Genomic DNA, 21,840 nt, shown 5'->3' on the forward strand with positions numbered 1-21,840 from the left:
CAGATTGCTGGAAGATCACCCTAGAGTACCTGCCTGAACGTTCTCCGAACCAGTAAGGTGCAGGCGTTTCATCCGCGTTAAGGATGCTTTGAGCGGGCAGAATGATTCTTTTCTGTCTACAAGGGTGGTACCGCGGGAGCTATAAGCCTTCTCGTCCCTTTACCGGGATGAGAGGGCTTTTTTTGTTTTTCTCAAGTGGAAAACGCCCGGTAACGGCAAGTCAAATTACCTAAATGAAAGCAGGAGGAATTGCAGTGGAATACAAAGATACATTATTGATGCCAAAAACAGAATTTCCGATGCGCGGAAATCTCCCAAAAAGGGAGCCGGAAATCCAGGGCAAATGGGAAGAAATGAATATTTATGAAAAGGTGCAGGAGCACACGAAGGGCCGGCCGATGTTTGTTCTCCATGATGGCCCTCCATATGCTAACGGCGATATCCATATGGGCCATGCGCTGAATAAAATCCTTAAAGATTTTATTGTCCGCTACAAGTCCATGAGCGGATTCCATGCACCATATGTACCAGGCTGGGATACCCACGGCCTGCCGATTGAGCAGGCATTGACGAATAAAGGCGTTAAGAGAAAAGAAATGACAGTTGCCGAGTTCAGAAAGCTTTGCGAGGAGTATGCCTATGAACAGGTTGACAGCCAGCGTTCACAATTTAAACGCCTTGGCGTCCGCGGCGACTGGGAAAACCCTTATATCACGCTGCAGCCTCAATATGAAGCACAGCAGATCAAGGTATTTGGCGATATGGCTAAAAAAGGCTATATCTACAAAGGGAAGAAACCGGTCTACTGGTCACCTTCAAGTGAATCAGCACTTGCCGAAGCGGAGATTGAATACCAGGATAAGCGCTCTCCTTCCATTTATGTTGGCTTTAAAGTCAAAGATGGAAAAGGTGTATTGGATCAGGATGTCCAAATCGTCATCTGGACGACAACTCCTTGGACGATCCCGGCCAATCTGGGGATCAGCGTCCATCCTGACCTTAATTATGTGGTTGCAGAAGCGGGCGGCAGCAAATATCTGGTCGCAGAAGAGCTCTTGGAATCTGTGGCAGGAGAAACTGGCTGGGAAGACCCGGCTGTCGTTAAGACAGTCAAAGGAAGCGAGCTGGAAAACATCCTTGCCTCCCATCCGCTTTATGGCCGCGATTCGCTTGTCATGCTTGGCGACCATGTAACCGTTGATGCAGGTACAGGCTGTGTCCACACTGCGCCCGGCCATGGTGAAGATGACTTTTATGTTGGCCAGAAATATGGACTTGAGGTATTGTGCCCAGTCGATGATAAGGGTCTTATGACCAATGAAGCTGAAGGCTTCGAAGGCCTCTTCTATGACGAAGCCAACAAGCCGATCACCGAAGCGCTTAAAGAAAAGGGTGCATTATTGGGCCTGAAGTTCATCACTCACTCTTATCCGCATGACTGGAGAACGAAGAAGCCGGTCATTTTCAGGGCTACAGCGCAATGGTTCGCATCCATCAAGGACTTCCGCAATGAGCTCCTGGAAGCTGTTAAAGAAACGAAATGGGTGCCGGCATGGGGAGAAACACGCCTGTTCAATATGGTCCGCGACCGCGGCGACTGGTGTATTTCCCGCCAGCGTGCATGGGGCGTTCCTATCCCTGTCTTTTATGCTGAAAACGGCGACAGCATCATTACTGATGAAACAATTGATCATGTTTCTGCCCTTTTCAGGGAACACGGCTCCAATATCTGGTTCGAGAAAGAGGCCAAAGAGCTATTGCCTGAAGGGTTCACACATCCTGGCAGCCCGAATGGCAAGTTCACAAAAGAAACGGATATCATGGATGTCTGGTTTGATTCCGGCTCATCCCACCAGGCTGTCCTGGAAGAACGCGATGATCTGCAGCGTCCTGCAGACCTTTACCTTGAAGGCTCTGATCAGTACAGAGGCTGGTTCAATTCATCCCTGTCCACCTCAGTGGCAGTAACTGGAAAGGCGCCGTATAAGGGCGTTCTTAGCCACGGCTTTGCACTTGACGGCGAAGGCAGGAAAATGAGTAAATCCATCGGAAATGTTGTCGTTCCGGCGAAGGTCATGAACCAGCTTGGAGCAGATATCCTGCGTCTTTGGGTGGCATCTGTAGACTACCAGGCAGACGTAAGAGTCTCTGACCCGATCCTGAAGCAGGTTGCTGAGGTTTACCGCAAGATCAGAAACACATTCAGATTCCTGCTTGGGAACCTGGCTGACTTCAATCCTGAGAAAGATGCAGTTGTCTTTGAAAACCTCAGGGAAGTCGATCAGTTCATGCTCGTGAAGCTGAACAAGCTGGTCAAAAACGTCAAGGAAGCTTATGACCGCTATGAATTCGCAGGCATTTACCATGCGATCAACAATTTCTGTACATTGGACTTAAGTTCATTCTACCTGGATTTTGCCAAAGATGTTCTTTACATCGAGGCCGAAGATAATGCTGACCGCCGTGCGATTCAGACAGTGCTTTATGAAAGCCTTGTTGCGCTTGCAAAGCTGACTGCGCCGATTCTTTCTCATACAGCTGATGAAGTATGGTCCTTTATCCCTGCTGCGAAGGAAGAAAGTGTACAGCTGACAGACATGCCTGAATACAAAGAGCTTCCTAATGCAGATGAACTGATGAAAAAATGGACATCATTCATGAATTTGCGCGATGAAGTGCTTAAAGCACTTGAAGAGGCACGAAATGAAAAAGTGATCGGGAAATCCCTGGCAGCAAAGATCACTCTTTATCCAACGGCTGAAACTAGAAGCCTTCTTGACAGCATTAAAGAAGATGTGAAACAGCTGTTCATCGTTTCCGCCTTTGAAATCGGCGGAGAGTATGGCGAGGCGCCTGAAGAAGCCCTCAAGCTCGACAAAGCGGCAATTCTTGTGTCTAAAGCAGAAGGCGAAACATGCGAGCGCTGCTGGACAGTTACACCGGAAGTCGGTGCTGATTCCAGCCACCCTTCGCTTTGCCCGCGCTGTGCAAGTGTTGTAAAAAACAACTATAGCCATTTGGCATAATAACAAGACCCGGCTGCCTGGTGCAGCCGGTTTTTGATTTTTTTCCTGTCACCTAACCCCCGAAAGATTACCTTTTTTTCGATAAATCCTTCCACCTTATCTAAACTTTGTGCTCTTTGTTAAATGTTTATCAGGTTCTGTGCGCCCAGGCCGGAGATAATAATTTTAAACAAAGAAGAACGGAGGAAGCGGCAATGGACAGCTCATTTGAAAAGCTCTATTCAGAACTCCGTGCAACTAAAGAGGAATTGCTTCAGAGGCTGGAAAGCGGAAGATGCTCAGCCCTTATCCAGCCATTAATATATGATGAGTTGGCCGATATTAACCGCGCCATCGGAAAATTGGAAAAAGGGGAATACGGAAAATGTGAAATATCCGGGGAATTGATACCGGAAAATCTGCTGTCAGTCATCCCAACTATGGTAGCATTGTCAGATTATGATAAGCTTGGGGCGTTTTGCCGAAAGCCGATGGAATCAGTTTTTGAACCGTCCGCAGACACCGCTTCTTTCTTGATGATGATTATGAGAGGCTGAACCGGTCAGCAGCAGCCTTCATAGTGGATAAAAGGTGTCGTTTTCATGGAGATTATGCTAAAATGCTAAGGTAATGACTTCAAATTGGAGGTAGCCTTTGTGTTTTATTACATAATTGCCTTATTTGTTATTGCTCTGGATCAGCTGACCAAATGGCTGATTGTTAAAAATATGGAGCTTGGTGAAAGCATCCCGGTGATCGAGAATTTTCTTTATATCACATCGCACCGCAACAGGGGGGCGGCATGGGGAATTCTTGAAGGGCAAATGTGGTTTTTCTATGTTATTACAGTTGCCGTCATCATAGGTATTGTCTATTACATCAAGACCGCAGCAAAAGGGAAGCGATTGCTTGGCATCGCACTGGGATTAATGCTCGGAGGGGCGATCGGCAATTTTATCGACAGGGTTTTCCGCAAAGAAGTGGTTGATTTCGTCAACACATATATCTTTGGATATGATTTTCCTGTCTTTAATGTGGCCGATTCATCATTGGTTGTCGGGGTAATCATACTGATGATACAAATGCTCCGGGAAGAGCGGGAAGCGAAGGAGAAATCGAATGGAGAAAATGGAATACATCATTAATGAAGAAGTGGCAGGGGAAAGGCTTGATAAAGCTGTTTCACTGCTGAACGAAGAGCTGTCAAGATCACAGGCGCAGCAAATGATCAAGGATGGCCATATCCTTGTCAACGGCCAGGGAACTAAAACGAATTATAAATGCAGCATTGATGATAAGATTGAAATATCATTCCCAGAACCGGAAGAGCTTGATGTCTTACCGGAAGAGATGGACCTTGATATCTATTATGAAGATGGTGATGTCCTTGTCGTTAATAAGCCTAAGGGAATGGTCGTCCATCCTGCGCCGGGTCATGCATCAGGAACGCTGGTCAATGGCCTTATGGCACACTGCAAGGACCTTTCCGGCATCAATGGCGTCCTGCGCCCGGGAATCGTTCACCGCATCGATAAGGATACATCAGGCCTGCTGATGGTTGCCAAGAATGATATGGCCCATGAAAGCCTGGTGAATCAGCTTGTTGAAAAAACCGTGACAAGGAAGTACCAGGCAATTGTTCATGGAACCATCCCTCATGACTATGGAACGGTTGATGCTCCGCTTGGAAGGGATCCTAAAGACAGGCAGAGCATGACAGTGGTGGATGGCGGAAAGCATGCGGTCACGCATTTTCATGTGATTCACCGCTACAAGGATTTTACCCATGTGGAATGCCAGCTTGAAACAGGAAGGACCCACCAGATCCGCGTTCATATGAAATATATCGGCTATCCGCTGGCAGGGGACCCGAAGTACGGGCCAAGAAAGACACTTGAAATCGGCGGACAGGCACTGCATGCAGGTGTTCTGGGCTTTGTGCATCCAAGAACCGGGGAATACATGGAATTTGAGGCTCCACTTCCGGCATACTTCTCGGAACTCCTGGAAAAACTGGGCAAGTAGCATCTAAAAAATAATAATCGTTGACATCTGTCCTAAAATATTTTACTATAGCTTTAATGAATATGACCTTTAAGACCAGTCCTGTGAGACTGAGAAGGTATCGGATACGGAAGGGATTCCCCTTCCTGCACTAAAAGTGCAGCCAAACCTCTCGTCGTGCAGGCGGGAGGTTTTTTTATACAAGAATCGTGCAGCCTGATGCTGGAGGGTGATAACATGACACAAAAAGCAGTGGTATTAGATGAACAGGCAATCAGGAGGGCATTGACCAGGATTGCCCATGAAATCATTGAGAAGAACAAAGGGATAGATGAATGTGTGCTTGTAGGGATCAGGACCCGAGGCATCTACTTGGCAAATCGCCTGGCTGACAGGATTGAACAGATCGAGGGTAAAAGGATCCCTGTCGGGGAGCTGGATATTACGCTGTACCGTGATGATCTGACAAAGAAAACGGATGACGATCAGCCGCTGGTCAAAGGCAGCGACATTCCGCAGGATATCACCAATCAAAAAGTCATCCTCATCGACGATGTACTGTATACAGGCAGGACAGTCAGAGCGGGCCTCGATGCCCTGGTAGACATCGGCAGACCGGCTGCGATTCAGCTGGCAGTCCTGGTGGACAGGGGCCATAGAGAGCTCCCGATCCGGGCAGATTATGTAGGCAAAAACATACCGACTTCCAGCTCGGAAAAAATAGTCGTTGAACTGAAGGAAGTAGATGAAACCGATCAAGTAAGCATCTTTGAAAACTGAACATCCCCCTTTTAACGCAGTCCAGAGAGGCTGGCAAAGGGGAACATGGCTGGTGTCTTTTCAGCTGTGCTCCTATGCCCTCTGTGCGAAAAAGCAAGAGGGTTTTTTGCGGGGAAAAGACGAATACAAAGGAGACAAAGCCATGAATAAACCATTATTAGACGTAAACGAAGTACCAAAGCCATTTCAATGGATTACCTTAAGCATCCAGCATTTATTCGCCATGTTCGGCGCAACCATTCTTGTTCCTTACCTCGTCGGACTTGATCCGGCCATTGCACTCATTTCGAGCGGACTTGGAACCATTGCTTTTCTGATCATCACAAAATGGCAGGTTCCGGCATATCTTGGCTCATCCTTTGCCTTCATCGCACCGATCATCGCAGCGAAGACTGCAGGCGGGCCGGGCGCAGCCATGATCGGCAGCTTTATGGCCGGCCTGGTATACGGCATCGTGGCGCTTATCATTAAAAAAGCAGGTTATCGCTGGATCATGAAGCTGCTTCCGCCTGTTGTGGTCGGCCCGGTCATCATTGTCATCGGACTTGGTCTTGCAGGCACAGCGGTAGGAATGGCAATGAACAATGCAGACGGGGAATACAGCTTCCTGTACTTTTCCGCCGGCCTCGTCACATTGGCGGCCACGATTGTTTTCTCCATCTACTTTAAAGGGATGCTGAGCATGATCCCGATTCTTGGCGGGATCATCATCGGGTATATATACTCCGTATTTGCGGGTCTTGTAGATTTCACTCCGGTTCTCGAAGCAAAGTGGTTTGAAGCACCAAATTTCCTCATTCCATTTGCAGATTATAAAGTTGATCTGTCATCATTGAAGATCGCATTGCTGATGGTGCCTGTAGCAGTCGTCACTTTATCAGAGCATATAGGCCACCAGCTTGTTCTCAGCAAAGTGGTAGGCAGGGATTATATTAAAAACCCGGGACTTCACAGGTCGATTCTCGGGGACGGGATGGCAACCATCATTTCCGCGCTGATCGGCGGACCGCCTAAAACAACTTACGGCGAAAATATCGGCGTCCTTGCGATCACAAGGGTCTACAGTGTATATGTGCTGGCCGGTGCCGCAGTAGTTGCGACCGTGTTTGGCTTCATCGGCAAGATCACTGCGCTGATCGCTTCAATCCCGACACCTGTGATGGGCGGGGTTTCCATCCTGCTGTTCGGCATCATCGCCTCGTCCGGACTGAGAATGCTGGTTGACAGCAAGGTGGACTTTGGGGACAAACGGAATCTGGTCATCTCGTCTGTCATCCTGGTCATCGGGATCGGCGGAGCCCATGTAACTCTGGGCGGATTAAATCTGGAAGGTATGGCGCTCGCGGCAATCTGCGGTGTGGTGCTCAACCTGATCCTGCCAGGCAAACCTCAGATTGAAGAAGATATGTTTGAAGCGGAAACCGAAAAAAAAAGTAATGTTGCATAAGAAAGACACTTTTTAAAGAAGTCCAGAGAGGCTTGCAAGGGTGTTGATGTGCTGCGGGAGGAAGCTCGGCTGCTTTTTCCCGTGCAGTATGGCATGTTGACTTTTCAGCACCTGAACCAGGTTCAGGGTGCTTTTTTTACAGCCTTGCCCGCCTCCGTTAAGGAGGAAGCAAAGATGAAAGATCTGCTCACGATGAATGAATTGAGCTTAATGGAAATCGGGGAGATTCTGAAACAGGCGCAGGAGTTTGCTGAAGGCGCAGTGTGGAGGCCGTCTTCACAGTCCTTCGTTGCCAATCTCTTCTTTGAGGCAAGCACAAGGACCAAGTGCAGCTTTGAAGTTGCTGAGAGGAGGCTTGGACTTGATGTCATCCCATTTGAAGCAGGGACTTCAAGCGTCCAGAAGGGCGAATCGCTTTATGACACGGTGAGGACACTCGAGTCCATTGGTGTCGATGCGGTGGTCATCCGCCATCAGGAGGAAGATTACTTCAGCGCACTTTCCGGTAAGATAGGCATCCCGGTCCTGAATGCAGGTGACGGCTGCGGGCACCATCCAACCCAGTCGCTGCTGGATCTGCTGACGATCCGGCAGGAGTTCCGCCGCTTTGCCGGCTTGAAGGTGGCCATCATCGGCGACATCCTTCACAGCAGGGTGGCAAGGTCCAATGCTGAAGCACTGGCAAGGCTTGGGGCAGAGGTTGTATTCTCAGGGCCGGAAGAATGGTTCGACCCTTCCTTCCGCCATTCTGGAAGCTTTGAAGAAATCGATGAAGCGGCTGCGACTGCGGATGTGGTCATGCTCCTGAGAATACAGCATGAGAGGCATCAGGAAAGCACAGGGATGTCTGCTGCCGAGTACCACGAAAAATACGGACTGACAGAAAAGCGCGAAAGGCGGATGAAGCAGGGAAGCATCATCATGCATCCTGCCCCGGTCAACAGAGGGGTTGAAATAGCTGACAGCCTGGTGGAATGCAGCAGGTCGAGAATTTTCAAACAAATGGAAAATGGTGTATTTGTCCGCATGGCAGTGCTGAAAAGGGCACTTGAACATAAAGAGGGGAGAGGTAATCATGAAAAAGCTGATCAAAAATGGCAGATTGCTTACTGAAAACGGAGAGCTGGTACAGAAGGATATCCTGATCGAGGGCGGAAAAATTGCGAAGATCGGGGTTGAATTTGAAGGTACAGATGCTGAAGTGATAGATGCAGGAGGGCTGCTGGCAGTCCCGGGCTTGGTCGATCTTCATGTACACCTGCGGGAACCGGGGGGAGAAAAGAAAGAAACGATTGAAACGGGGACCCTGGCTGCAGCACGCGGAGGCTTTACAACGATTGCCCCAATGCCGAACACCAGGCCGGTGCCTGACACGGTGGAGCAGCTGGAATGGCTGAACAGAAGGATTGCGGAAACGGCTCATGTGCGGGTCCTTCCTTATGCTTCGATCACCGTCAGGCAGCTTGGCAGTGAGCTGACCGATTTTGAAGGGCTGAAGCAGGCCGGCGCCTTTGCTTTTACTGATGACGGCGTGGGAGTGCAGTCAGCCGGGATGATGCTTTCTGCGATGAAAAAAGCTGCTGCTGTCAGCATGCCTGTCGTTGCGCACTGCGAAGAAAATACGCTGATCAATAAAGGCTCTGTCCATGAAGGGGAATTTTCAAGGAAGCATGCAATCAATGGGATCCCATCTGTATGCGAATCTGTACATATTGCAAGAGATGTGCTCCTGGCTGAAGCGGCTGGCTGCCACTATCATGTGTGCCACATCTCTACTAAAGAGTCTGTCAGGGTTGTCAGAGACAGCAAAAGGGCAGGGATCAAGGTAACTGCTGAGGTTACGCCTCATCATCTGCTCTTATGCGAAGATGATATTCCGGGCCTTGACGCAAATTTCAAGATGAATCCGCCGCTAAGGAGCGCCAGTGACCGTGAGGCACTGATAGAAGGTCTTTTGGACGGTACGATTGATTTTATCGCAACCGATCACGCCCCGCATACCTCGGAAGAAAAAGAGGAGGGAATGGAGCTGGCCCCATTTGGGATCACAGGGCTTGAAACAGCCTTTCCGCTTCTCTACACACATCTGGTGCTAAAGGGGACCCTTACTTTAAAACAGCTGGTTGATTTCATGACAATCAAGCCTTCAGAAGCTTTCGGCCTGCCATATGGAAAGCTGGAGGAAGGTTCTCCTGCCGACCTGGTGCTGGTTAATCTGGATCATGGGCAGAACATTGATCCGCAGGAATTTGTTTCAAAAGGGAAAAACACCCCATTCTCAGGCTGGAACTGCAAAGGCTGGCCGGTCCTGACAATAGCGGGCGGAAAAACGGTATGGGCGAAGGAGAGTGTCAACGCATGAAAAAACAGCTGATTTTGGAAGACGGAACCATTTTTATCGGGGAAGGTTTTGGGAGCGATTCTGCAGCTTTCGGAGAAGTCGTATTCAACACAGGGATGACCGGATATCAGGAAATCCTCTCTGACCCTTCATACTGCAGCCAGATCGTGGTGCTGACTTACCCTCTAATCGGGAATTATGGCATCAACAGGGATGATTTTGAGAGCATTCTGCCGGCGATTCACGGATTTGTTGTTAAAGAAGCGGCTGAATACCCTTCTAACTGGAGGAACGAGCATTCTTTAGGCGCTTATCTTGAAGCGAAAGGCATTCCTGGAATAGCGGGGATCGACACTAGGAAACTGACAAGAATCATCCGGAAGCATGGAACTTTAAAAGGGAGCATATGCCCGATTGAACAGGATCCTTCCGAAGTGATTGAAAAACTGAAATCTGCTGTCCTTCCGCATGACCAGGTGAAAAGAGTATCAACGAAGACAGCCTATCCTTCCCCGGGCCGCGGCCGCAGGGTCGTACTTGTGGATTACGGCATGAAGCATGGAATTCTCAGGGAGCTGAACAAGCGCGGATGTGATGTGATCGTGGTGCCATACCATACAACAAGCGAAGAGATCCTCAGCCTGAGCCCTGACGGGGTTATGCTTTCAAATGGGCCTGGGGACCCGAAAGATGTAGTGGAAGCCATCCCGATGATCCAGGGGCTGCTCGGGAAGGTCCCATTGTTTGGAATCTGCCTCGGCCACCAGCTGTTTGCCCTTGCTTGCGGCGCTGATACTGAGAAACTGAAATTCGGCCACAGGGGGTCCAATCATCCTGTCAAAGAACTTAAAACAGGGAAAGTGGCGCTGACTTCACAAAATCATGGATACTCTGTCAACGAAGATTCTATTTACGGTACACCGCTTGAAGTGACGCATATTGCGCTTAATGACGGAACAGTCGAAGGGCTGAAACATAAGAATGTACCTGCTTTTACAGTCCAATATCATCCTGAAGCCTCTCCGGGGCCGGAAGATGCCAATAATCTTTTTGAACAATTTATGCAAATGATCGAATCTGAGAAACGGGAAGGTGCTGCAGCATGCCAAAGCGTACAGATATAAAAAGCATTCTAGTGATCGGGTCGGGGCCCATTGTCATCGGGCAGGCGGCAGAATTCGACTATGCCGGGACACAGGCCTGCATAGCGCTGAAAGAAGAAGGATACAGGGTCATCCTTGTCAACTCGAATCCGGCGACCATCATGACAGATACAGAGATTGCCGATGCCGTCTATATTGAACCCCTGACACTTGAGTTTGTCAGCAGGATCATCCGCAAAGAGCGCCCGGATGCGATCGTTCCGACCCTGGGAGGACAGACCGGCCTGAACCTGGCAGTCGAGCTGTCTAAAGCAGGCGTGCTTGAAGAGTGCGGTGTGGAAGTGCTCGGCACAAAGCTGTCGGCCATTGAAAAGGCGGAAGACCGCGATCTGTTCAGAAGCTTAATGAATGAATTGGGTGAGCCGGTCCCTGAAAGTGAAATCATCCATAATATCGATGAGGCCCTTGCATTTGCAGAGCAGATCGGCTATCCGGTGATTGTCCGTCCTGCTTTCACGCTCGGCGGAACAGGGGGCGGCATCTGCCATGATGAGGAAGAACTGCTGGAAATCACGGCGAGCGGCCTGAAGAACAGCCCTGTCACCCAGTGCCTGCTCGAGAAGAGCATAGCTGGCTTCAAAGAAATAGAATACGAGGTTATGAGAGACTCGAACGATAATGCGATCGTTGTCTGCAATATGGAGAACATCGATCCGGTAGGGGTACATACAGGAGATTCTATCGTTGTCGCGCCGAGCCAGACCTTAAGCGACCGTGAATACCAGCTGCTCCGCAATGTATCACTGAAAATCATCCGTGCCCTGGAAATCGAGGGAGGCTGCAATGTTCAGCTCGCGCTGGATCCATACAGCTTCGACTATTACATCATTGAAGTGAATCCTCGTGTCAGCCGCTCTTCTGCGCTGGCTTCAAAAGCAACAGGCTATCCGATTGCCAAACTGGCGGCGAAGATTGCCGTTGGCCTGACGCTTGATGAGATGATGAACCCGGTCACCGGAAAAACGTATGCGTGCTTTGAGCCTGCCCTTGACTATATTGTCACCAAGATCCCGCGCTGGCCTTTTGATAAATTTGAGTCAGCCAACCGCTCTCTCGGTACACAGATGAAAGCAACAGGTGAGGTAATGGCCATAGGGCGGACTTTTGAAGAGTCACTGCTTAAGGCCATCAGGTCGCTGGAAGCCAATGTATACCATTTTGCTTTGAATAATCCTGAGGAAATCGATGATGCTCTTATGGAAAAGCGTATCCGCAAAGCAGGCGATGAGAGGCTGTTCTACATCTCTGAAGCGCTGAGGCGGGGAGTAACGATCGAAACCATCCATGAGTGGAGCGAGATCGACTTATTCTTCCTTTATAAAATGAACAAAATCGTGGCATTTGAGAAGACACTCTCTGGCAAACGGTTTGACCAGGAGATTGCGAAAAAAGCAAAGGAAATGGGCTTTTCTGACCTGGTGATTGCGGGGCTGTGGGATGCCTCAGAGCAGGAGGTCTACAGCTGGAGGAAGAAAAACGGCATTGTACCGGTATATAAGATGGTTGATACCTGTGCGGCGGAGTTCGAATCAGAAACACCTTATTATTACGGAACCTATGAAGAAGAAAACGAGTCTATCGTTACAGACAGGAAAAGCATCGTCGTGCTTGGGTCCGGGCCGATCCGCATTGGTCAGGGAATTGAGTTCGACTATGCAACCGTACACTCTGTATGGGCAATTAAAGAAGCCGGCTATGAAGCAATCATCATCAACAATAATCCGGAAACTGTGTCTACAGACTTCAGCATTTCCGATAAGCTTTATTTTGAACCGCTGACGATTGAGGATGTTATGCATATCATCGATCTGGAAAAACCCGAGGGGGCAGTGGTCCAATTCGGGGGCCAGACAGCGATCAATCTTGCGGCAGAACTTGTGAAACGAGGAGTGAAAATCCTCGGGACATCACTTGAAAACCTTGACCGTGCTGAGGACAGGGACAAATTTGAAATGGCGCTGACAGACCTGGGCATTCCCCAGCCGCAGGGAAAGACAGCTTTCTCTGCAGAAGATGCGGCCGTTATTGCTGCTGAAATCGGCTACCCTGTCCTTGTCCGCCCTTCATATGTCCTTGGGGGCAGGGCAATGGAGATTGTCTATAAAGAAGAAGAGCTGCTTCATTATATGAAAAATGCGGTACGTGTGAATCCGGAACATCCTGTTCTGATCGACCGCTACCTGACAGGCAAGGAAATCGAAGTTGATGCAATTTCTGACGGAGAAAGAGTCGTCATTCCAGGCATCATGGAGCATATCGAACGGGCAGGCGTCCACTCGGGCGACTCCATCGCCGTATACCCGCCTCAAAATCTGACTGATGAAGTGAAAGCGAAACTGGCCGAATATACGGAAAAGCTGGCAAAGGGCCTCGGCATCATCGGTCTCCTGAATATCCAGTATGTAGTGGCAAAAGGAGAGGTATTTGTCCTGGAAGTGAACCCGCGGTCCAGCCGGACAGTTCCATTCCTGTCTAAAATAACCAATGTCCCGATGGCTAATATTGCAACAAAGGTAATCCTTGGGCAGTCGCTTGAAAGCCAGGGGTATGAGTCAGGCCTTGTACCTGAAAAGCAGGGCGTGTATGTAAAGGTGCCGGTGTTTTCCTTTGCTAAGCTAAGGCGGGTAGACATCACGCTCGGCCCTGAGATGAAGTCGACAGGTGAAGTCATGGGGAAAGATCATACCCTTGAAAAAGCCTTATATAAAGGCCTTGTCGCATCAGGTATGAAAATCAGCAGTTACGGAAATGTCCTGATGACAGTGGCCGACAAAGATAAAGAAGAAGCGCTCGCACTTGCCAGGAGGTTTGCAGAAATCGGCTATCAGGTAATGGCGACAAGCGGTACGGCAGGCTATTTCTCTGCAGCAGGCATTCCAGTGAAAGTGGTCGGCAAAATCGGGGCAGAAGGCCCGGACCTGCTGGATGTCATCCGCAATGGAGAGGCACAGCTGGTCATCAATACGCTGACAAAAGGAAAGCAGCCGGCGCGCGACGGCTTCCGGATCCGCAGGGAATCAGTGGAAAACGGGGTCGCGTGCCTGACATCCCTGGACACAGCTGAAGCGATTCTCCAGGTAATTGAATCCATGAACTTCTCAGCAGAGGCCATGATGCCGGGCAGCCATGAGAAGAAGGCGGTCCTTCTATGATCAGGAAGGAACTCTGTACGATCGTCTCACATCAGGAAATTGCTAAAGACATTTATGAGCTCACCTTAAAAGGTGAGCTTGTCAATGAGATGGAGACTGCGGGACAGTTCGTCCATTTAAAAGTATCAAACGGATATGACCCGCTTTTAAGAAGGCCGATTTCGATTGCGGAAATCAATAAAAGCCGCCAGACCTTTACGATGATCTACAGGGCAGGAGGCAGGGGCACTATTCTGCTGGCTTCAAAGCAGTCAGGCGAAAAGGTCGATGTCCTTGGTCCGCTGGGCAATGGCTTTCCTGACAATGAAGCCCTGCCAGGCCAGACAGCCCTCCTTATAGGGGGGGGAATTGGTGTGCCGCCCCTATATGAATTGTCCAAAAGATTAAAAGCGAGAGGCGTCAAGACAGTACATGTGCTTGGATTTCAATCGGCTGAACAAGTGTTTTATGAAAGGGAATTTTCAGTGCTGGGAGAAACATTTATTGCAACGGCGGATGGAACATACGGATCCAGGGGCTTTGTGACAGATATTATCAGCCGGGAATCGCTTGTATTTGATGTAATATATGCCTGCGGGCCGACACCCATGCTCAGGGCACTGGAAAATGCCTACCTGGACAAAAAGGTATTTTTATCGCTGGAAGAGCGGATGGGATGCGGCCTGGGTGCATGCTTTGCCTGTGTCTGCCATACGGCGGATGACCCGGAGGGCTTCAGCTATAAAAAAGTCTGCACTGACGGGCCTGTGTTCAGGGCAGGGGAGGTTGTACTATGAGTATGCTGAATGTGGAGCTGCCAGGATTAACCCTTAAAAATCCGATCATGCCTGCCTCCGGCTGCTTCGGCTTCGGAAAGGAATACAGCGGGCTGTATGATTTGAGCCTGCTGGGAGCCATTATGATAAAAGCGACCACTCTTGAGCCGAGATTCGGGAATCCGACTCCTAGGGTCGCTGAAACACCAGCTGGGATGCTGAATGCAATCGGCCTGCAAAATCCGGGGCTTGATCATGTGCTTATGGAAGAGCTTCCGAGACTGGAGCAATATGATGTTCCTATTATCGCCAATATAGCAGGCAGCACGGAAGAAGATTATATAGAAGTGGCCAGAGAGTTATCAAAGGCATCCAATGTAAAGGCTTTGGAGCTGAACATTTCCTGCCCGAACGTCAAGACGGGCGGCATAGCTTTCGGGACCATCCCCGAAATCGCAAAGAGCCTGACAAAGAAAGTAAAGGCTGCATCTGCAGTGCCTGTTTATGTAAAACTGTCCCCGAATGTCACCAATATTGTAGAAATGGCTAAAGCCGTTGAAGAAGGCGGTGCAGACGGTCTTACTATGATTAATACGCTTCTTGGCATGAGGATGGATCTGAACACAGGCCGACCAATCCTTGCCAACCGGACGGGAGGCCTTTCCGGACCATCGATAAAGCCTGTGGCGTTAAGGATGATCTATGAAGTGAGCCAGCAGGTGGATCTGCCCATCATCGGAATGGGCGGAGTGGAAACAGCGGAGGATGTGATTGAGTTCTTTTATGCAGGGGCTTCAGCTGTTGCGGTCGGAACAGCCAATTTCGTCGATCCTTTTGTCTGTCCAAACATAATAGATAAGCTCCCAGAATTGCTGGAGAAGCTTGGTTTTGAGCATATTAGCGAATGTACGGGAAGGAGCTGGGGCAAGCATGAAGAATCCGCTTATCATCGCGCTTGATTTTGCTGAAAAGGAAGAAGTCTTATCCTTCCTCGGGAAATTTCCGGAAGAAAAATTATTTGTCAAAGTGGGCATGGAGCTTTTTTACCAGGAGGGACCTGACATGGTCCGGGAACTGAAGGCGGCCGGGCATGAAGTATTCCTGGATTTAAAGCTCCATGATATTCCTAATACAGTCGGCAGTGCCATGCGAAGGATTGCCGGTCTTGGATGCGATCTGGTGAATGTCCATGCAGCCGGCGGCAGCGAAATGATGAAAGCCGCCCTTGAAGGGCTGGATGAAGGGACAGCAGCCGGAAAAAAAAGGCCTCTGTGCATTGCGGTGACACAGCTCACCAGCACATCAGAGGAACAGATGCGGGCAGAGCAGCTGATCCCTGTTGCACTGAATGATTCTGTTATTCATTATGCAGGGCTTGCCAGACAGTCAGAGCTTGATGGCGTCGTCTGCTCCCCGCATGAAGCAAAGCTGCTGAACAGCCGTTTTGGGGAAGGATTCCTGACAGTGACGCCAGGGATTCGTCTGGCAGAAGAGGCGGCAGGTGATCAAAAGAGGATCAGCACACCGGGATTTGCAAGGCAGGAAGGAGTCTCGGCCATAGTAGTAGGCCGTTCCATCACAAAAGCAGCTGATCCGTATGAAGCTTATCTGTCATTTAAAAATCAATGGGAGGGCGTTTTGTCATGAATAAAACAATTGCTGAAAGATTGCTGGAAATTGGAGCGGTTACTCTGCAGCCTTCCAATCCTTTCACCTGGTCATCGGGGCTGCTGTCTCCCATCTACTGTGATAACCGCCTGACAATGTCCTATCCGGAGGTGCGCAGGGAAATAGCCGCAGGGCTTAAAGTGCTTATAGAAGAGCATTTCCCTGACGCTGAAGTCATTGCCGGAACTGCGACTGCAGGGATTCCTCATGCCGCCTGGGCAAGCGATTTGCTGGAATTGCCGATGTGCTATGTCCGTTCAAAAGCGAAAGAGCATGGAAAAGGAAAGCAGATTGAAGGAAGAGCGGAAAAAGGGCAGAAAGTAGTTGTGGTCGAAGATCTTATTTCAACTGGAGGCAGCGTCATCACAGCTGTTGATGCTCTTCGCGAAGCAGGCTGTGAAGTACTTGGGGCTGTATCCATTTTTACATATGAGCTTAAGCAGGGCGATCAGAAGCTTGCTGAAGCAGGGATACAGTCATATTCCCTGGCCACCTTCACAGAGCTTGCGGAGACAGCAAGAGAGAAGGGCCGTATCACAACTGGCGAAATGGATGCCCTTTCGGAATGGAGAGAGAATCCAGCCGAATGGGGCGCTGCTGCCAGACAATAATTGAAGTACTAAAAGTAAGATTTCTTATCTTGAAATAAAAAAGGAAGCAGAATCTGCGGACTCTGCTTCTTTTTTTTATTGTGATTTTTTTAGTGTCAAAACTGTTTCTTCGTCCGGCGTAACATAAACAGTCTGCTGATTGTCATAGATGACAAACCCCGGTTTTGCACCGCTTGGCTTTTTGACATGGCGCACCTGGGTATAGTCAACAGGCACCGAGCCGGAGCTGCGGGCCTTGCTGAAATAGGCAGCAAGCTTTGCGGCTTCAAGTATCGTTTCATCTGAAGGTGTTTTATCCCTGATGACGACATGAGAGCCGGGGATATCCTTTGTATGAAGCCAGATTTCATCTCTGGCAGCAAGCTTATTGGTCAGATAGTCATTTTGCTTGTTGTTCTTGCCGACATAAATTTCTGTACCGTCTGTTGCTGTATATCTGTCCAGGACTGGCTTCACATTGGCTGATTTTTTATTTTGCTTTTTCTGGCGGATGCGGATATAGCCGCCCTCTGCCAGCTCTTCTCTTATTTCCTCGATATCTTTAGTGGAAGCCGCTTCAACCTGCTGCAAAAGGGACTCAAAGTATGCGGCCTCTTCCTTTGCCTTTTCGATCTGCTCTTTAACAATGCCGGCGGCTGTTTTAGCTTTCTGATATTTGGTGAAATATTTCTGCGCATTCTCTGAAGGAGTTTTTTGCGGATCGAGCGGGATGACCATCGTCGCGCCGTTTTCATCATAATAGTTGATGACCTCGATTTCCTTCATGCCTTTTTCAGCCATATACAGATTAGCCGTGAGCAGTTCGCCGGACAGCTGGTACTGATCGGCATTCCTGGCTTCCTCCAGCGTTTTTTCAAGCTTCTCGATCTTTTTCTCGTTTTTCTCTTTCTCATTGATAATAAAGCGCTCAAGGTCATTTCCCTGCTGCTTGACCCGGTCCCTTTCGGCCTTCCCGAAATAAAACCGGTCCAGCATCCCGCTTAAGGTTTCGAAAGTCCGGCTGCTGCCTCCTGTATGCTCAAGAGGGAACAGGTAAAAATTCTCCTTCTGTCCTGCCGTAATGGCTGGAGTATACTCATGATTTTTAACTGGTCCCAGCAAATCCAAAAATGCCTTGGGAATTGTATTGCGGTTGCTCATTCCTGCCCGTTTGACAGCTTCTTTCGCGAAAAGAGGCGAAATGCCCGCAAATTGTTCCACAAGCTGCTTATCCATTTTCCCGGCATTAAAATCAAGCCTTCTGAGTATATCCTCTTCTTCAAGCCCCAGCGGGTTGATTTTATTCTGTTCCGGCGGTTTTACATATTCCTGGCCGGGCAGGATGGCCCTGTGGCTGTTCAGGGCATATGATACATGCTTGATGCTGTCAAGGATCATATTGCGGCCTTTATCTACAAGTACGATGTTGCTGTGGCGCCCCATGATTTCCACAATCAGCTGTTTGTATGAGATATCGCCAATCTCATTCCGCCCTTTAACATCAAGGATGAGAATCCTGTCCAGGCCAACCTGGCGGATATCTTCCAGTATGTAGCCTTCCAGATGCTTCCGGAGGAGCATGCAGAACATAGGGGGCTCACTTGGGTTTTCGTACGCCTCATGGGTAAGCTGCGCCCGCGCATAGCTTGGATGGGCGGAAAGCAGCAGCTTGTGGTTTTTTCCATTCGCCCTGATGACGAGTACAATTTCGTTTTTGAACGGCTGGTGGATTTTATTGATCCGCCCGCCCTGCAATGTATCTGAGAGCTCATGTGCCATGGCTCTTGTAAACAATCCATCAAATGACATAAGGAACATCCTTTTCTTTTGTCCGGCTGGGGATGATCCCAATCCGGGTGAGTATTTTCAGCGGCTGTTATATGCAGCGCTTTTTTGTTTCTAATATCTTATTTTAGCAAAAATCCTGCAGGATTGCTCATTCTTCCCCTGGCTTCTGGCATTTTTTTGGACAGGTCTGAATAAGATTTCTTAGAGCGGAGTGGGACAGCTTTGTGCCAGAATCTGCCGCAGGGCTGGAAGACGGGGGAATTCATTCAGATCGAGCAGGATTTCTGTCATGGCCTGCTTCAAGGTGGCAGGCTCCCATAGAATTTTAAAGGAGGAAGAGTGATGGCCGGATGAAGTTCCATGAGATGAATGAAAGAGAAGTGGAAGAAGCATTAAATACGGATTTTTCGGCTGGGCTGACCGATGATGATGTGAAAAAACGGAGGAACCAGCATGGCTTCAATGAACTTTCAGAAGGGGAAAAGCAGTCGGCACTGCTGCTGTTTTTCAGCCAGTTCAAAGATTTTATGGTGCTGGTCCTGCTTGCGGCCACTCTTGTTTCAGGGCTGTTGGGAGAATATATTGATGCGATTGCCATCATTGCGATTGTCATCATTAATGGTTTGTTAGGCTTTTTCCAGGAAAGGAAAGCAGAGAAATCGCTCTCTGCTCTAAAGGAATTGTCCGCTCCGCAGGTACAGGTCCTCCGCAGCGGGAAGTGGGTCAGAGTTCCCTCCAAGGATGTAGTCCCAGGTGACCTGCTCAAGTTCTCGAGCGGAGACCGGATTGGTGCAGACATCAGGCTGATTGAATCCAAGAGCCTTGAAATTGAAGAGTCTGCTTTGACGGGTGAGTCGGTTCCTGTCCAAAAGACGACTGCATCTTTAAAAGCAGATAATCCGGGGCTTGGTGATATGGAGAATATGGCCTTTATGGGTACGATGATTACCAGGGGCAGCGGTGTTGGGGTCGTTGTCGCTACTGGCATGAAGACAGCTATGGGCCAGATAGCCGATCTGCTTCAGAATGCTGAAACGATGGAAACACCCCTTCAGCGCAGGCTTGAGCAGCTTGGTAAAATTCTGATTACGGCAGCTCTCCTTTTGACAGTTCTGGTCGTCCTGGTCGGCGTCATCCAGGGCCACGAACTGTACACGATGTTCCTCGCAGGCGTTTCCCTTGCAGTAGCAGCCATTCCAGAAGGGCTGCCAGCCATTGTAACGGTTGCCTTATCGCTCGGCGTCCAGCGGATGATCAAGAAAAAGGCCATCGTCAGGAAGCTCCCGGCTGTAGAAACGCTTGGATGCGCTTCTGTCATTTGTTCTGACAAAACCGGAACGATGACACAGAACCAAATGACGGTCACCCATCTCTGGAGCGGAGGGAAACAGTGGACGGTGGACGGCATCGGCTACGAGCCTTCCGGAACCTTTTATAGTGATGATAAGCGGGTGGATGTTAAAGCCCAGAAGTCACTCCAGCAGATGCTGATGTTCGGGCTGCTTTGCAACCATGCAGAGCTTACAGAGAAAAAAGGGGAATACAGCATTGATGGAGATCCCACAGAAGGAGCTCTCCTGGTAGCGGCTATGAAGGCTGGCTACAGGAGGGAAAGCCTGATGGACCAGTACCAGGTCCTCAATGAGTTTCCTTTTGATTCGGCCAGGAAAATGATGAGCATCATTGTCAAAGACAGAAACGGCAGGCAGTTCATTGTTACAAAGGGTGCACCGGATGTTTTGGCGGGAATCAGCGATTCTATTCTTTGGAACGACAAGCGCCAGATGATGACGGGGGAAATGAAAAAAGAGGTCCAGGAAGCGATTGATGGACTTGCTTCCCAGGCGCTGCGGACCATTGCCATCGGCTTCAGGGAGCTCCCGGCAAACCAGGTGGTCCTTGATGAGAAAGAAGCAGAGAAAAACCTTACGCTGATCGGGCTCCAGGGCATGATAGATCCTCCCCGCCCTGAAGTACGGACAGCGGTGAAGGAGTGCAGGGAAGCAGGCATTAAAACCGTGATGATTACGGGAGACCATGTTATCACTGCCAAGGCGATTGCCAAACAGCTTGGCATCCTGACAGGCAGCAGCAAGGTGCTTGACGGGAAAGCGCTCTCCGAGATGTCCGTTGGCCAGCTGGAGGATGTGGTTGATGAGGTTTCCGTCTTTGCAAGGGTGTCACCGGAGCATAAGCTTAAAATTGTCAAAGCCCTGCAAAACAAAGGACATATAGTTGCAATGACAGGCGACGGGGTCAATGACGCGCCTGCCATCAAAGCTGCTGACATTGGAGTGGCTATGGGCATTACAGGAACAGATGTGGCGAAGGAAGCTTCCGCTCTTGTTCTTCTGGACGATAACTTCGCCACGATCAAGGCAGCGATCAAAGAAGGACGGAATATCTATGAAAATATCCGCAAGTTCATCAGATATCTCCTTGCCTCCAACGTGGGTGAAATTCTGGTGATGCTCTTTGCAATGCTCCTTGCATTGCCGCTGCCGCTGGTTCCTATCCAGATTCTCTGGGTCAATCTGGTTACAGACGGGCTCCCGGCAATGGCTCTCGGACTTGATCAGCCGGAGGATGACGTGATGAAAAGGAAGCCGCGGAGTCCGAAGGAAGGCGTTTTTGCAAGAGGGCTCGGCTGGAAGGTGGTTTCCCGGGGCTTTTTGATCGGAATTGTAACACTGGCAGCATTCATGCTTGCATACAAGAATAATCCGGATCAGCTGGGATATGCCCAGACAGTGGCATTTGCTACCCTTGTCCTTGCCCAGCTCATCCATGTGTTTGATTGCCGGAGCGAAAAGTCAGTTCTGGCCAGGAATCCGTTCGGCAATAAATATCTTGTATGGGCCGTGATTTCTTCTCTTCTGCTGATGATTATCGTCATATACTATCCGCCGCTGCAGCCAATCTTCCACACGATGGCTATACAGCCTGGAGACTGGATTATGATCACAGCACTTGCTTCCGTTCCAACTTTTTTGCTTGCCGGAACGTTTTTGTTAAGAAAAACAAAATAAATTATGGTATAATCCTAAAGGTAGTAGAGAAGCCTCTATTACCTTTTCTTTTGTCTTGAAACGCCGGCAAGCTTTGCTTGCTGCTCAGCATACATAAATCTTGAGATTTGAAAGCCTC

At 49.4% G+C, this 21,840-nt stretch carries 16 protein-coding genes and 1 other annotated feature (1 of these 17 cut by a window edge); of the genes, 15 read left to right on the top strand and 1 reads right to left on the bottom strand.

Going from position 1 to position 21,840, the window contains the following annotated elements; translation table 11 throughout:
* Positions 1-162, top strand: a binding site (T-box leader) (it extends 83 nt beyond the left edge of the window).
* Between the two features lie 92 nt (positions 163-254).
* The 14 genes from ileS to pyrE all read left to right on the top strand — a co-directional run bounded on the left by ileS (position 255) and on the right by pyrE (position 16,926).
* Positions 255-3,026 (top strand): isoleucine--tRNA ligase, encoded by a 2,772-nt coding sequence (gene ileS / locus N288_RS08650; RefSeq protein WP_009795990.1) that lies wholly within the window; start codon positions 255-257, stop codon positions 3,024-3,026.
* A 194-nt stretch (positions 3,027-3,220) separates the two neighbouring features.
* Complete coding sequence (locus tag N288_RS08655; RefSeq protein ID WP_022543701.1) at positions 3,221-3,562, top strand: hypothetical protein; 342 nt, start codon at positions 3,221-3,223, stop codon at positions 3,560-3,562.
* A gap of 99 nt (positions 3,563-3,661) precedes the next feature.
* Positions 3,662-4,150 (top strand): signal peptidase II, encoded by a 489-nt coding sequence (lspA, locus tag N288_RS08660; RefSeq protein WP_022543702.1) that lies wholly within the window; start codon positions 3,662-3,664, stop codon positions 4,148-4,150.
* Positions 4,125-5,030, top strand: a complete 906-nt coding sequence (locus N288_RS08665) for an RluA family pseudouridine synthase (RefSeq protein ID WP_009795987.1) — start codon at positions 4,125-4,127, stop codon at positions 5,028-5,030. The genes lspA and N288_RS08665 overlap by 26 nt, the downstream gene beginning before the upstream one ends.
* A 216-nt stretch (positions 5,031-5,246) precedes the next feature.
* On the top strand, positions 5,247-5,789 hold the full coding sequence (pyrR, locus tag N288_RS08670) for a bifunctional pyr operon transcriptional regulator/uracil phosphoribosyltransferase PyrR (protein ID WP_009795986.1): 543 nt from the start codon (positions 5,247-5,249) through the stop codon (positions 5,787-5,789).
* 142 nt (positions 5,790-5,931) lie between these two features.
* A complete protein-coding gene (locus N288_RS08675; protein ID WP_035403544.1) occupies positions 5,932-7,236 on the top strand; it encodes a solute carrier family 23 protein in 1,305 nt (434 codons plus the stop codon).
* Positions 7,237-7,410: 174 nt separating this feature from the next.
* The gene (locus N288_RS08680; RefSeq protein ID WP_035403541.1) at positions 7,411-8,349 is read left to right on the top strand and encodes an aspartate carbamoyltransferase catalytic subunit; all 939 of its coding nucleotides are present in this window, start codon (positions 7,411-7,413) and stop codon (positions 8,347-8,349) included.
* On the top strand, positions 8,312-9,598 hold the full coding sequence (locus N288_RS08685; protein ID WP_009795983.1) for a dihydroorotase: 1,287 nt from the start codon (positions 8,312-8,314) through the stop codon (positions 9,596-9,598). The genes N288_RS08680 and N288_RS08685 overlap by 38 nt, the downstream gene beginning before the upstream one ends.
* A complete protein-coding gene (locus N288_RS08690) occupies positions 9,595-10,701 on the top strand; it encodes a carbamoyl phosphate synthase small subunit (protein ID WP_009795982.1) in 1,107 nt (368 codons plus the stop codon). The genes N288_RS08685 and N288_RS08690 overlap by 4 nt, the downstream gene beginning before the upstream one ends.
* Positions 10,680-13,892, top strand: a complete 3,213-nt coding sequence (carB, locus tag N288_RS08695; RefSeq protein WP_009795981.1) for a carbamoyl-phosphate synthase large subunit — start codon at positions 10,680-10,682, stop codon at positions 13,890-13,892. Before N288_RS08690 ends, carB begins: the two co-directional genes overlap by 22 nt.
* Positions 13,889-14,668 (top strand): dihydroorotate dehydrogenase electron transfer subunit, encoded by a 780-nt coding sequence (locus tag N288_RS08700; protein ID WP_009795980.1) that lies wholly within the window; start codon positions 13,889-13,891, stop codon positions 14,666-14,668. Before carB ends, N288_RS08700 begins: the two co-directional genes overlap by 4 nt.
* Entirely contained in the window at positions 14,665-15,606 is a 942-nt protein-coding gene (locus N288_RS08705) for a dihydroorotate dehydrogenase (RefSeq protein WP_009795979.1), read from the top strand. The genes N288_RS08700 and N288_RS08705 overlap by 4 nt, the downstream gene beginning before the upstream one ends.
* Complete coding sequence (gene pyrF / locus N288_RS08710; protein WP_009795978.1) at positions 15,578-16,294, top strand: orotidine-5'-phosphate decarboxylase; 717 nt, start codon at positions 15,578-15,580, stop codon at positions 16,292-16,294. The genes N288_RS08705 and pyrF overlap by 29 nt, the downstream gene beginning before the upstream one ends.
* Positions 16,291-16,926 (top strand): orotate phosphoribosyltransferase, encoded by a 636-nt coding sequence (gene pyrE / locus N288_RS08715; RefSeq protein WP_009795977.1) that lies wholly within the window; start codon positions 16,291-16,293, stop codon positions 16,924-16,926. Before pyrF ends, pyrE begins: the two co-directional genes overlap by 4 nt.
* Positions 16,927-17,001: 75 nt before the next feature.
* Here pyrE and N288_RS08720 read toward each other — a convergent pair whose 3' ends face one another.
* Complete coding sequence (locus N288_RS08720) at positions 17,002-18,714, bottom strand: Rqc2 family fibronectin-binding protein (protein WP_009795976.1); 1,713 nt, start codon at positions 18,712-18,714, stop codon at positions 17,002-17,004.
* Between the two features lie 329 nt (positions 18,715-19,043).
* Here N288_RS08720 and N288_RS08725 point away from each other — a divergent pair, with 329 nt between their 5' ends.
* Positions 19,044-21,722, top strand: a complete 2,679-nt coding sequence (locus N288_RS08725; RefSeq protein ID WP_009795974.1) for a calcium-translocating P-type ATPase, SERCA-type — start codon at positions 19,044-19,046, stop codon at positions 21,720-21,722.
* Positions 21,723-21,840 lie beyond the last annotated feature (118 nt).

It is taken from the genome of Bacillus infantis NRRL B-14911 (assembly GCF_000473245.1).
Classification (GTDB): Bacteria; Bacillota; Bacilli; order Bacillales; family Cytobacillaceae; genus Bacillus_AB; species Bacillus_AB infantis.